This is a genomic window from Psychrobacter sp. H25, assembly GCF_059076335.1.
On record NZ_JCACRV010000001.1, the window covers coordinates 1,475,441 to 1,487,163 of the forward strand.

Below are 11,723 nucleotides of genomic sequence, written 5' to 3' on the forward strand. Positions count from 1 at the left end.
TTTAACAGCTTCTGGCTTTTAATGCAATTTACTTAGATTTTTTCTACTTTTTCAACCACATCAACCAAAGTCCAAGACTTAGTTTTTGAGATTGGACGCGTTTCTTTGATACGGACAAGGTCACCTTGTTGGCAAACGTTGTTCTCATCATGTGCTTTGATTTTAGTAGAACGACGAAGCTGCTTGCCATACAAAGGATGACGAACCAGACGCTCAATCAAAACTGTGATGGACTTGTCCATCTTGTCGCTGACAACTCGCCCTGTCACTACGCTAGCATTGGTAGCTGTTTGATTGTTATCGCTCATGAGTCGCCTCGTTGTTTCTCGTTAATCAAAGTCTGAAGCTGGGCAATCGTACGACGATTGTCTCTAACTTCATGGGTATTACCCAACTGACCAGTTGCTTTAGCCATACGAATACGGAAAGCATCAAGTTGCTTTTCATCAAGTAACTGGGTCAGTTCTTCTAATGATTTATCACGTAATTCACTGATCTTCATTACATTATCGTCCGCTTAACAATGGTAGTTTTAAAGGGCAGTTTTGCTGCAGCAAGCGTTAAAGCATCGCGAGCAAGCTCTTCAGATACCCCTTCAATTTCATATAGCACTTTACCAGGCTTGATTTCGCATACCCAATATTCAACTGGACCTTTACCTTTACCCATACGTACTTCTAATGGTTTGTTGGTAATTGGCTTGTCTGGGAATACACGAATCCAAATCTTACCGCCACGCTTAATTTTACGAGTGATGGTACGACGTGCTGCTTCAATTTGACGAGCTGTCATACGACCACGCGTCAATGATTTTAGACCAATTTGTCCGAATGCAACGGTGCTTCCACGATGAGCTAGCCCAGTGTTACGACCTTTGTGCATTTTACGAAACTTGGTACGTTTTGGCTGTAACATAGTTTAACCTCTGTCTGAGTTTCGACGGTTTCCACGACCACGGCGTTTTGGCGCACGAGTCTGCTCTTCTTTGACGGGATTGTAAACACTGTTCATACCGTCAAGGATTTCGCCACGGAAAATCCAAACTTTAACACCGATGGTGCCGTAAGTTGTCTCTGCACGAATTGACGAGTAGTCAATATCAGCACGAAGTGTATGCAATGGCACACGGCCTTCACGATACCATTCGCTACGAGCAATCTCAGCACCGCCAAGACGACCAGACAGCTCAACTTTGATACCTTTAGCACCAGAACGCATGCTGTTCTGTACGGCGCGCTTCATCGCACGGCGGAACATAACACGACGCTCAAGCTGGCTACCGATACCGTCTGCTACCAAACGTGCATCAAGATCAGGTGACGTGATTTCTTCAATATTGACCTGAGCAGGTACGCCCATAATTTTGGTCAATTCTTTTTGAAGTCTTTCGATATCTTCGCCTTTCTTACCGATAACGATACCAGGGCGCGCAGTGGCGATGGTAATCTTAGCAGCGCCAGTAGGACGCTCGATCATGATGTTGCTGATCATTGCGTTATCTAGCTTCTTGCGTAGATATTCACGAACTTGAATATCGTTGATTAGGTATTCTGAGTATTGTTTAGGGTTAGCATACCAGTTTGCGTTATGCTTTTTTACAACACCAAGACGAATTCCGATTGGATGTACTTTTTGACCCATAACTTATTCTCCTACCTTTATAGTGATGTGACAAGTACGCTTGCTGATACGATCAGCGCGACCTTTGGCACGTGGTAGGATACGTTTTAGCGTAATGCCTTCATCAACATAGATAGTCGCGACTTTAAGATCGTCGATATCTAGGCCGTGATTATGTTCGGCATTGGCGATGGCTGAGTTAAGACATTTCTTAACAAACACAGCGCCCTTTTTATTGCTATACGTTAGGATATCCAAAGCACGCTCAATAGATTTGCCACGAACTTCATCAGCAACGAGTCTAACTTTTTGTGCCGATATGGCGGCACCGCGTAATTTTGCAGTTACTTCCATGGTAAGCACCTTATCTCTTAGCTTTTTTGTCAATGCCATGACCACGATACGTACGAGTCGGGGCAAATTCACCTAGTTTATGACCAACCATCTGCTCACTTACGATAACCGGTACATGAGTACGGCCGTTGTGGACAGACAAAGTTAAGCCAACCATTTGTGGTAGGATCATCGAGCGGCGCGACCAAGTCTTAATTGGCTTGCGTGAGTTGGTGTCTAATGCATTCTCAACTTTAGCAAATAAGTGCGCGTCTATGAATGGACCTTTTTTCAATGAACGAGGCATGAAATTCTTCCTTTATTTCTTCTTGGCGCGACGGCGGATGATCATGTTGTCAGTACGCTTATTATGACGCGTTTTAAGTCCTTTAGACTTCTGACCCCAAGGGCTAGTTGGATGGCGACCTTTGTTACGACCTTCACCACCACCATGTGGGTGATCAACCGGGTTCATAGCGACACCACGAACTGAAGGACGAACACCACGCCAACGTGAAGCACCAGCTTTACCAAGTGATTTCAAGTTGTTTTCAGTGTTAGAAACTTCACCAATAACAGCACGGCAATTTACGTGTACACGGCGTGTTTCACCAGAGCGTAGACGTATAATAGCGTAGATACCGTCACGGCCTAGTAACTGAACGCTAGCACCCGCAGAACGAGCCATCTGTGCACCTTTACCGATTTTAAGCTCGATATTGTGAATCACAGTACCCAATGGGATGTTTTTTAGCGGTAAGCAGTTACCTGGACGAATTGGAGAAGTCTCACCTGACATTACGGTATCACCAACTGCTTGTTTTTTAGCAGCAATGATGTAACGACGTTCGCCATCAGCATACTTAAGTAGTGCAATATGTGCAGTACGGTTAGGATCGTATTCAATACGCTCTACCGTTGCTGGGATATTGTCTTTAGTACGTTTGAAGTCGATAATGCGATAATGTTGCTTATGACCACCGCCAATGTGACGAGTAGTGATACGACCATTATTGTTACGACCACCTGACTTACTTTTTGATTCTAGAAGCGCTGCATAAGGACGACCTTTATAAAGGTGTGGATGCACAACTTTTTCAACAAAACGACGGCCTGGTGATGTTGGCTTTGCTCTTACGATAGGCATGAGTGTAATCCTTATTCGTTATTCGCTGTTTCACTAGTAGAAGTAGTAGTGTTCGCTACGTCTTCACCAGCATCAGCCATTTGTACATCTTGACCAGCTTTTAAGGTAACATAGGCTTTCTTGTAGTCATTACGACGGCCGATGCTTTTACCAAAACGCTTTGTCTTACCTTTAACATTCAAAGTGTTTACTTTAGTAACTTCAACACCTTCAAACATCAACTCAACTGCTTTCTTGACTTCAAGCTTAGTAGCATTAGAATCAATTTTAAATACCTGCACACCAAGTGAGTCGCCAAGCATTTGAGATTTTTCTGAGAATACAGGTCCTCTTAAGACCTGATAAAGTCTTGCGTTGTTCATGCTAGTGCTTCCTCAAATTGTTTCGCAGCTTCAACTGACATGATCACTTTATCAAATGCGATCAAGCTCACTGGATCCACTTCGCCTGTACCAAGTACGTTGACGTGTGGAATGTTGCGAGCAGCTAAGTATAAGTTCTCGTCAACTTCTTTAGTGACGATCAATGCACGAGGTGCACCAAGCTCATTTAGCTTTGCAATCAGTTCTTTAGTTTTCGGCCCAGAAACGCTCAACTCTTCTACCAAAATCAGACGCTCTTGACGAATCAATTCTGCTAGGATGCACTGCATCGCACCGCGATACATTTTACGGTTTACTTTCTGTGACCAATCTTGTGGTTTTGCAGCGAATGCACGACCACCTGAACGCCAGATTGGGCTACGAATAGAGCCCGCACGAGCGCGACCAGTACCTTTTTGGCGCCATGGCTTGATACCACCGCCAGAAACTTCGGCACGGGTTTTTTGTGCGCGTGTACCTTGGCGAGCACCAGCTAAATAAGCGGTGACGACTTGATGCACTAGTGCTTCGTTGAATTCACGACCAAAAGCCGTATCAGAAAGCTCAACCGCCGCACCTGTAACTGTTTTTAAATCCACGTTAATCCCCTTGCTTAGGCTTTGACTGACGGACGTACGATAACATCGCCACCGGTGGCACCTGGGATAGCACCCTTGATGACAAGTAACCCTTTTTCGGCATCAACCGAAATCACTTCTAGGCCTTGAACGGTAACACGCTTGTTACCCATCTGGCCCGCCATCTTTTTGCCTTTGAATACTTTACCTGGTGACTGGTTTTGACCAGTTGAACCATGCGCACGATGAGACACTGAGTTACCATGAGTAGCATCTTGCATACTAAAGTTGTGACGCTTTACTGGACCCTGAAAGCCTTTACCTTTGCTCTGTCCTGTCACATCAACCATCTGACCTTGTTCGAACAAATCAGCTAGAATCTCGCCACCAATCTCACGACCTTCAAGATCGCTTTCCTTGGCACGGAATTCCCAAACACCACGGCCAGCTTTAACACCAGCTTTAGCGAAGTGACCTTTCTGTGCTGCAGTTACGCGGCTGTCACGACGGGTACCTGTAGTGATTTGGATGGCTTGATAACCATCTACATCAGTACTTTTTACTTGAGTAATGCGGTTTGCATCGACCTCAACTACTGTTACAGGGATAGATGCGCCTGCTTCAGTGAAGACACGGGTCATGCCGCACTTTTTACCGACTAAACCGATCGCCATTTTAGACCTCTTTATATCTTATATTAATGGGTTGGGTGTGCATTAACCCAAAGCAATTTGAACGTCAACACCCGCCGCTAAATCTAATTTCATTAGCGCATCCACAGTTTTGTCAGTAGGTTGAACAATATCAACCATACGCTTATGAGTACGGATTTCGTACTGATCACGAGCGTCTTTGTTAACGTGTGGTGAGGTTAGAACGTTGAAGCGCTCAATGCGAGTCGGCAACGGTACAGGACCACAAACTTGCGCACCGGTGCGCTTTGCAGTATCAACAATCTCTTGTGCAGATTGATCAATCAGACGATGATCAAAAGACTTAAGACGGATACGGATTCTCTGGTTAGCCATGCCAGCAAGCTCCTAATATGTGCTTTCGTCATTCTTGCGTTGCAAGATCATGATCAAAAGCAGTTTGGTTAAATATTCACTTAAAGCGGCCTTCTGTTCTTAACCAGAATGAGTTCTTTATCCGAACTTATAGCGTGCCAAAAGCAAAATAGTTTAAAGCCCCGCCGACCCTCCTATAATGGATGTCAGCAAAGGCATAATGAAATAGTGCTAGAAACGATGCTCCAGCTGTAATAGCGCCAGCTTTTCTGTTCAGCTGCGCGTATATAATTCAGTGGTGTATATTATACACAGTATTTTGGTCATTGCAAGGGCAATATATTTGAGAGTTTCACATGCCAACTCTAAAAATTTCTCGCATATAAATTCATTTATTACTTAGACCTATTAACTGCGCTTAATAATAACTATTGATATCGCTAATCCAGAACAATATCGTACTGTTCTTGGGTATATAGGTTTTCTACATCAAAAGTAATCACTCTACCTAGTAGATACTCTAAATCGGCTACTGTGTCTGACTCTGTTGTGAGTAGTAAGTCAATAACTGCCGCATGAGCCACTACCGTGAACTTTTTGGGAGAGTTATATGTACGAGCACATCGCATGATCTCACGGAATATCTCAAAACAAACCGTTTCTGCGGTTTTTACGAACCCGCGACCCTGACAGGTAGAACAAGGCTCACAAAGCTGCTGACCTAATGACTCACGTGTACGCTTACGTGTCATCTCCACCAATCCAAGCTCACTGACTTGTGTAATCTTGGTTTTGGCATAGTCTTGAGTAAGCTGTGACTGTAGGCTCTCTAGTACATCATCTTTGTGCTGTTGCTCCAGCATGTCGATAAAATCTAGGATAATAATACCGCCCAGATTACGTAGACGCAGCTGACGCGCAATGGCATGTGTGGCTTCTAAATTGGTCTTATAGACGGTGTCCTCTAATGAACGACCACCCACAAAAGAGCCCGTATTGACATCAATAGTTGTCATTGCTTCTGTTTGGTCGATGATTAGATACCCACCAGACTTTAGATCAACACGGCGTTTTAAGGCATCACGCAAGTCATCCTCGACACGATGTACATCAAACAATGACAGCTCTGCCGTATAATGCACGATTCTGTCATATACAAATGGTACAAACTCTTTGGCAAAGTATCTTATTTGCTCATAAATCTGTGTGTTATCGATGATGACTTTTTCGGTATCAGCATGCACTAGGTCGCGGATAGAACGCAGCGGTAGAGACAACTCTTGATAAATAAGCTCTGAGCTCTGGTTATGGTTGATCTCTTGACGACGAGCGCAGATAGTACGCCATAGCTGTAGTAGATAATAGATGTCTTCTTCCAGCTTATCAACAGGCACACGCTCAGCGGCAGTGCGAGCAATGAGTCCACCTTTTAGATTGACTGTCTGCATCAAACTACTCAGCTCAGTTTTTAGACGCGTGCGTTCTTCGTCACCATCGATACGCTGTGATATACCAATATGATCGCTTGAGGGCAGGTAAACCAAATAACGTGATGGTAGCGATATGTTGGTCGTTAAACGCGCGCCTTTACTACCTAGCTGATCTTTGGTCACCTGCACCAAGATACGCTGGCTTTCGTGCAAACGGTGTTGAATCAAAGTCTTCGACGCAGGCACGACCTCAGTACTTTTTGCACTGACAACTGGCGGGGTTACCTCTAAGTTGTCTGCAGAGGTCTCTATAGCCGATCTACTATCACCCGTTTCTTTTTTGGTTTCTGCAGCCATTTTATTTTTATTTTCTGCGACTGGGCGTGGCTCTCGCTGCATGTCGTTGACATGCAAAAATGCAGTTCTTGACTGACCGATATCGACAAAAGCTGCCTGCATACCAGGAAGGACACGTACAACCGTACCCAAATAGATATTGCCGACCAAACCCAGTTTGTGATGTCGCTCAATATAAATCTCACCCAAGATGCCGTTGTCTAAAACCGCAACACGGGACTCCATTGGACTAATATTAATCAGCAGCTCTTCGGACATAGTTTTTTCTCTTATCTTTTAGCTTTCTTATTAGGCGTTCATCGCCTATTCGTTTGACAGTGTAACAAATGCTGCTTGCTCTTGCCCATTACCCTACCGTGTCATTATGTGCATATCCGACATGGGAGGTCGATTGCGTTCACCTTGTGCTATGTGTTCTCGCTACCCTATGACATATCTTTGATCAATGCCAACGTTTGTGCCAATGGCAGACCGACAACATTGGTATAGCTGCCGTTGATACGCTCAACCCAAGCCACACCTAAACCTTGAATGCCATAGCCGCCTGCTTTGTCAGCGGGCTCTCCGCTATCCCAGTAATCGCTCATCATCTGCGTGGTTAACGGTATAAAGGTCACCTCTGTACGTTCAGTGAATTGCTGCTGATCAACAACCTGGAAGTCTTTGATACGGTCTGGTGTATGGCCTTCTTTTTTTGATAGCAACTGTACTCGAGTTGCTTGCACAGCTGTCCACACTTCATGAACATTATCAGACATCTGCTGCCACATACGATAAGCATGCTCGCGATCGACTGGTTTGACCAATACTGTCTTACCATCTGATAGTACACCAATGGTGTCGGAGGTTAGAATAACAACTGACTCGGTAAAGCTATCCTCATTACTCTCATCTATACTTAGTGTTTGGTTTAATTGCTCTATAGCAGCCGCAGCTTTGGTAGCGACCATACGTTCGATATAGTCTTTTGGCAACTCATTAACTTGCTGGGTCTCATCGATGTCTACGCTTAGAACTCTAAAATCTAACTGCGCTCTGGCTAGTAACTCTCGACGACGCGGCGAACCAGACGCTAAAATGATATTCATCGCTTTTCTCTTTATGTATCAAAGTATAATGTATGGGTTTGCTGAATAGATTGGCAAATGCAAAAGCGACTGTGACAAAGCAACCATTGATAGCAACCATTAATAACAGCGCTGTCATTAACGTGCGAATTTGCGTAGCGCCAACAGTATAAGTGGCCAACTGATAATACTCATGATGAGTGACAGTGCAGATTTTGCGACAAAGATGTTTTGGACAAACAATTGCAGTATCCATAGATTCAACTGAAAAACGAACAATCCTAGGCTGGCGATCAACCACGCGCTAATTGTGTTTAACTGCCTAACATAAATACTGACAATCTTGATCACAAGGGCAACCACAACCGCTGCAAACGCTTGCTGCCCTAAATGCGTATCCATCAGTAAGTCTGCAATAAGCCCAATGGTAAATGCCGTAAAGATACCGACATAGCGCGGCTGAAATAGCAGCCAATAGATCAGTACCATAATCATAACCATAGGGCGCAAGGTTGCCATACTAGGACTTAATGGATAGACATTGAGTGAGGAGGCAACGATAAAGCTTAGGGCAATGACCACAATCAATAGCGCCGTTGAATTCTCAGAATCAGGATACGACATGAGTACTTACCTTAGCGATTGTGTGGTGGCGACTGTTATATTGTGGGATGAATACTAAAAGGGCAAATACTGTGAGTATAGTTTGATAACAGAGTTACCTAACGAGCAAGCTATTCGATAGCTTTACGCTAAACATGATACGATCAGTGTTTACTGACTCATAACAGTATTGTTTTTATTGGGCATCTTGTCTTGGAGTATTAACACATAGGCATTATCAATAAAGTTGGCAGCGGGTGTAATTTCGATACTTCTGAAATTATCGGCTTGCTCGTCTTTGATATGAGCAATACGGCCAACACGGTAGCCTGCTGGGATACGTCCACCCAATCCCGACGATACCAACTCATCACCAACGCGTACATCTGAGGTCTTAAAGACATAGTTAAGGCTTAACGCAGATGGGATACCCTGACCTGTCACGATAGCCCGCTGACCAGTACGCTTGACAGTGACTGCAACTGACTGCTGCTCATCAGTAATCAGTAGTAAGCGGCTGGTATTAGGATAGACATTGATAATCTGCCCCAAAATACCATCTTCATCAATGACTGTCTGTCCAACTTGCACGCCATCTTGCTCGCCCTTATTGAGCACAACAATCTGTCTGAGCAGGTTGGTATCGGTACCGATGACTTGAGCCAAGTTAAGATCAAACTGCTCGGGTTTGGTCGTCGACAAAATACCTTGCAAGCGCGCATTTTGTGCCAAGATATAATCTTGCTGCTGCAGCTTTGCATGTGCATGAATAAGTTGCGATTTTAATTGCATGTTTTCGCGGCGCAGTGCTTCTTTTGATTGTAGGCTACCACTCGCCCAATGCTTGGCATAACTGGGCAATAAAGAAAGCTCATAAATAGGCTGCATAGCGGCATGACTGGTATTACGCACTGGATTGAACCATTCCGAATTTTTGCTATCAAACCACATCAGTACTGAGGCCACTATCAATACGATAGCAGTCTTACGAAGTGATAATGCCTGGCGCGCAAAAATACTTGGGGTCATAAGTCGTCTAATTTAAGAATTCTAAAATGAGCAATAGCACGGGGTTAGAGCGTGAGTGTTTATCGATAATATTGGGTTCTAGCATGGTTCAATGCAATTAAAGGCAGCGCAACTGGCTACCTTTAATATTGTAAACTGCGATCTCACAGAATATTTAGCTGTCATAAAGCATGATAGACGCTATAACGACAACCTCACACTCATGAGTAAACGCTACTTAAACAAAAATCATGTTCAAGCTTTTGTTATTGATGAAATCAAGCGCAATACCACCACCGCGGCTAACACAGGTTAATGGATCTTCTGCTACAGTCACTGGCAATCCTGTCTCTTGTGAGATAAGCTTATCAAGATCGCGTAACAATGCGCCGCCACCCGTCAATACAATACCACGCTCAGCGATGTCTGATGATAACTCTGGCGGTGTCTGCTCAAGGGCTACTTTTACAGCACTGATAATACCGCTCAATGGGTCGGTTAATGCTTTTTGCACTTCTTCTGAATTGACGATAAAGGTCTTGGGTACGCCCTCTGCCATACTACGACCACGCACTTCTACCTCTAGCTTGCTGTCTTCATTCAATGCAGAGCCGACTTCTTTTTTGATACGCTCAGCGGTCGTCTCACCGATCACACAACCGTGCGTACGACGTACGTGTGTGATGATTGCTTCGTCAAACATATCGCCACCGATGCGAATAGACTCAGCATAGACACAACCAGACAGCGCGATAACGGCAATCTCAGTCGTACCACCACCAATATCAACGACCATAGAACCACTGGCTTCGTGGACAGGCATGCCAGCACCGATAGCCGCAGCCATAGGCTCTTCTAGTAGTAACACCTTGCTTGCGCCCGCTGATGATACCGCTTCGCGAATCGCCTTACGCTCAACCAACGTAGACTTACAGGGTACACAAACCACCACGTTAGGCTGCGCCATAAAACGCTTGGCTTTTACTTTAGCAATGAAGTGCTTTAGCATTTTTTGCGTCACTTCAAAATCAGCAATCACGCCGTCCTTCAACGGGCGAATCGCTGTGATGTTCGCAGGCGTACGGCCTAACATCTGCTTGGCATCAATACCAACAGCAGCGACGGTCGGGTTTTGAGTACGATTGCTTCGTAACGCGACCACCGTGGGCTCGTCAAGCACGACGCCTTTATTAGGAATAAAAATTAGGGTGTTCGCAGTACCGAGGTCGATAGCGATATTATTTGATAAAAATCCAAACAGGTTCATGACTAATATATCCAGCGTCTTACGAATGAGGCGAATGAGATTGACTGAGGGGTTACTCGTCAGTGTTGAGCAGGTCATCGTTAGACAGTAACGGCAGCGAAATTAAGTCATCGCAACCCGTCAAACCTAAGCAATAATGATGAAATGAAAAACTGAGCTAAATTATACCGATTTAGCTCGAAAAAAACATAGCTATTTGCATCAGTAAGCAAGGATTTTTGTCTTAGACGCCAAAAGTTGTTACAAAGTTTGAAATAGTAGTGACTATCATTCCATTCAATGAAACATCATTTATTCTGATAACTAACAAGGCTCTACAGGCAGATGATTGTTTTACTTAACAGCAGATGCATACTGTAACGTATTTTAGAACCTAATTGGGGAGCAATTGAGAATCAATCGCCAATTATACGCGTAGTTTTGCAAATGTTTGTGTCGCTCTGTTTATACACCCTTATATCATCAGTCCATCTTGGTTGATATTGTGCATCAATCAAGCCTCATACTCTGTAAACTTGAGTCAGATGCTTTATAATAAGCCAACTTTATAGCCAATTACATTTGAGCGCTTATATATTCGCCCTACCCCTACTCTAACAAAAACTGTCCTTAACTGGAGAAACTATGTCTCAGCAATCAGCAACGTCTGACAACACTGTCAGCCGTGAAGAAATCCTAGAAGTGGCCAACCTTGCCCGCTTGGGTGTCAATGAAAGCACGGCCGATAGCTATGCCGACGATATCAGTAAAGTATTAAAACTTATGAACACGTTATCTAACGTAGATACCACAGACATCAAGCCATTAGCCAATATCCACGAAGCTTGCCAAGAGCTACGTGTCGATGTGGCCAAGCACGATATCGAACGCGAGCGCAATCAATCGGTAGCGCCTGCCGTTGAAGACGGCTTGTATCTGGTACCACAGGTGATCGAATAGTCATA

General features: G+C 44.4%; 17 protein-coding genes. 1 reads left to right on the plus strand and 16 read right to left on the minus strand.

The genetic code is table 11. The features are described 5' to 3' along the window. Positions 1-32 precede the first annotated feature (32 nt). The 16 genes from rpsQ to AC5JPO_RS05965 form a co-directional block, all read right to left on the minus strand. A complete protein-coding gene (rpsQ, locus tag AC5JPO_RS05890) occupies positions 33-308 on the minus strand; it encodes a 30S ribosomal protein S17 (RefSeq protein WP_319052270.1) in 276 nt (91 codons plus the stop codon). Further along, a complete protein-coding gene (rpmC, locus tag AC5JPO_RS05895) occupies positions 305-502 on the minus strand; it encodes a 50S ribosomal protein L29 (RefSeq protein ID WP_102094164.1) in 198 nt (65 codons plus the stop codon). The genes rpsQ and rpmC overlap by 4 nt, the downstream gene beginning before the upstream one ends. Continuing rightward, a complete protein-coding gene (gene rplP / locus AC5JPO_RS05900; RefSeq protein ID WP_025644399.1) occupies positions 502-915 on the minus strand; it encodes a 50S ribosomal protein L16 in 414 nt (137 codons plus the stop codon). The genes rpmC and rplP overlap by 1 nt, the downstream gene beginning before the upstream one ends. Positions 916-918: 3 nt before the next feature. Further along, on the minus strand, positions 919-1,641 hold the full coding sequence (gene rpsC / locus AC5JPO_RS05905) for a 30S ribosomal protein S3 (RefSeq protein WP_057758704.1): 723 nt from the start codon (positions 1,639-1,641) through the stop codon (positions 919-921). 3 nt (positions 1,642-1,644) lie between these two features. After that, positions 1,645-1,974, minus strand: a complete 330-nt coding sequence (gene rplV / locus AC5JPO_RS05910) for a 50S ribosomal protein L22 (RefSeq protein ID WP_021813373.1) — start codon at positions 1,972-1,974, stop codon at positions 1,645-1,647. A gap of 10 nt (positions 1,975-1,984) precedes the next feature. Beyond that, positions 1,985-2,260 (minus strand): 30S ribosomal protein S19, encoded by a 276-nt coding sequence (gene rpsS / locus AC5JPO_RS05915; protein ID WP_010196682.1) that lies wholly within the window; start codon positions 2,258-2,260, stop codon positions 1,985-1,987. A gap of 12 nt (positions 2,261-2,272) precedes the next feature. Continuing rightward, a complete protein-coding gene (gene rplB / locus AC5JPO_RS05920) occupies positions 2,273-3,100 on the minus strand; it encodes a 50S ribosomal protein L2 (protein WP_319052269.1) in 828 nt (275 codons plus the stop codon). 11 nt (positions 3,101-3,111) lie between these two features. After that, positions 3,112-3,462, minus strand: coding sequence for a 50S ribosomal protein L23 (rplW, locus tag AC5JPO_RS05925; protein WP_319052268.1), 351 nt, complete (start codon positions 3,460-3,462; stop codon positions 3,112-3,114). Next, entirely contained in the window at positions 3,459-4,061 is a 603-nt protein-coding gene (gene rplD / locus AC5JPO_RS05930) for a 50S ribosomal protein L4 (RefSeq protein WP_319052267.1), read from the minus strand. Before rplD ends, rplW begins: the two co-directional genes overlap by 4 nt. A gap of 14 nt (positions 4,062-4,075) precedes the next feature. Then, the gene (rplC, locus tag AC5JPO_RS05935; protein WP_493853518.1) at positions 4,076-4,714 is read right to left on the minus strand and encodes a 50S ribosomal protein L3; all 639 of its coding nucleotides are present in this window, start codon (positions 4,712-4,714) and stop codon (positions 4,076-4,078) included. Between the two features lie 42 nt (positions 4,715-4,756). Further along, positions 4,757-5,068 carry a 30S ribosomal protein S10 gene (rpsJ, locus tag AC5JPO_RS05940; protein WP_010196670.1) on the minus strand — a complete coding sequence of 104 codons (312 nt, stop codon included), beginning with the start codon at positions 5,066-5,068 and terminating at the stop codon, positions 4,757-4,759. Between the two features lie 419 nt (positions 5,069-5,487). Further along, positions 5,488-7,092 carry an Rne/Rng family ribonuclease gene (locus AC5JPO_RS05945; RefSeq protein WP_493853519.1) on the minus strand — a complete coding sequence of 535 codons (1,605 nt, stop codon included), beginning with the start codon at positions 7,090-7,092 and terminating at the stop codon, positions 5,488-5,490. Positions 7,093-7,259: 167 nt separating this feature from the next. Further along, a complete protein-coding gene (locus tag AC5JPO_RS05950) occupies positions 7,260-7,922 on the minus strand; it encodes a Maf family protein (protein ID WP_493853520.1) in 663 nt (220 codons plus the stop codon). A 117-nt stretch (positions 7,923-8,039) separates the two neighbouring features. Next, the gene (gene mreD / locus AC5JPO_RS05955; RefSeq protein WP_443526864.1) at positions 8,040-8,525 is read right to left on the minus strand and encodes a rod shape-determining protein MreD; all 486 of its coding nucleotides are present in this window, start codon (positions 8,523-8,525) and stop codon (positions 8,040-8,042) included. A 150-nt stretch (positions 8,526-8,675) separates the two neighbouring features. Continuing rightward, positions 8,676-9,533, minus strand: coding sequence for a rod shape-determining protein MreC (mreC, locus tag AC5JPO_RS05960; protein WP_493853521.1), 858 nt, complete (start codon positions 9,531-9,533; stop codon positions 8,676-8,678). Between the two features lie 217 nt (positions 9,534-9,750). Continuing rightward, on the minus strand, positions 9,751-10,788 hold the full coding sequence (locus tag AC5JPO_RS05965) for a rod shape-determining protein (RefSeq protein WP_319052277.1): 1,038 nt from the start codon (positions 10,786-10,788) through the stop codon (positions 9,751-9,753). A gap of 615 nt (positions 10,789-11,403) precedes the next feature. On the opposite strand from AC5JPO_RS05965, the gene gatC reads away from it, so the two are divergent. Continuing rightward, the gene (gatC, locus tag AC5JPO_RS05970) at positions 11,404-11,718 is read left to right on the plus strand and encodes an Asp-tRNA(Asn)/Glu-tRNA(Gln) amidotransferase subunit GatC (protein WP_319052261.1); all 315 of its coding nucleotides are present in this window, start codon (positions 11,404-11,406) and stop codon (positions 11,716-11,718) included. The last annotated feature ends 5 nt before the right edge of the window (positions 11,719-11,723 follow it).

What these genes read in the sequence shown, in the direction of transcription:
- rpsQ (WP_319052270.1), bottom strand. Translation starts at nt 308, where the DNA reads ATGAGCGATAACAATCAAACAGCTACCAATGCTAGCGTAGTGACAGGG.
- rpmC (WP_102094164.1), bottom strand. Translation starts at nt 502, where the DNA reads ATGAAGATCAGTGAATTACGTGATAAATCATTAGAAGAACTGACCCAG.
- rplP (WP_025644399.1), bottom strand. Translation starts at nt 915, where the DNA reads ATGTTACAGCCAAAACGTACCAAGTTTCGTAAAATGCACAAAGGTCGT.
- rpsC (WP_057758704.1), bottom strand. Translation starts at nt 1,641, where the DNA reads ATGGGTCAAAAAGTACATCCAATCGGAATTCGTCTTGGTGTTGTAAAA.
- rplV (WP_021813373.1), bottom strand. Translation starts at nt 1,974, where the DNA reads ATGGAAGTAACTGCAAAATTACGCGGTGCCGCCATATCGGCACAAAAA.
- rpsS (WP_010196682.1), bottom strand. Translation starts at nt 2,260, where the DNA reads ATGCCTCGTTCATTGAAAAAAGGTCCATTCATAGACGCGCACTTATTT.
- rplB (WP_319052269.1), bottom strand. Translation starts at nt 3,100, where the DNA reads ATGCCTATCGTAAGAGCAAAGCCAACATCACCAGGCCGTCGTTTTGTT.
- rplW (WP_319052268.1), bottom strand. Translation starts at nt 3,462, where the DNA reads ATGAACAACGCAAGACTTTATCAGGTCTTAAGAGGACCTGTATTCTCA.
- rplC (WP_493853518.1), bottom strand. Translation starts at nt 4,714, where the DNA reads ATGGCGATCGGTTTAGTCGGTAAAAAGTGCGGCATGACCCGTGTCTTC.
- rpsJ (WP_010196670.1), bottom strand. Translation starts at nt 5,068, where the DNA reads ATGGCTAACCAGAGAATCCGTATCCGTCTTAAGTCTTTTGATCATCGT.
- AC5JPO_RS05945 (WP_493853519.1), bottom strand. Translation starts at nt 7,092, where the DNA reads ATGTCCGAAGAGCTGCTGATTAATATTAGTCCAATGGAGTCCCGTGTT.
- AC5JPO_RS05950 (WP_493853520.1), bottom strand. Translation starts at nt 7,922, where the DNA reads ATGAATATCATTTTAGCGTCTGGTTCGCCGCGTCGTCGAGAGTTACTA.
- mreD (WP_443526864.1), bottom strand. Translation starts at nt 8,525, where the DNA reads ATGTCGTATCCTGATTCTGAGAATTCAACGGCGCTATTGATTGTGGTC.
- mreC (WP_493853521.1), bottom strand. Translation starts at nt 9,533, where the DNA reads ATGACCCCAAGTATTTTTGCGCGCCAGGCATTATCACTTCGTAAGACT.
- gatC (WP_319052261.1), top strand. Translation starts at nt 11,404, where the DNA reads ATGTCTCAGCAATCAGCAACGTCTGACAACACTGTCAGCCGTGAAGAA.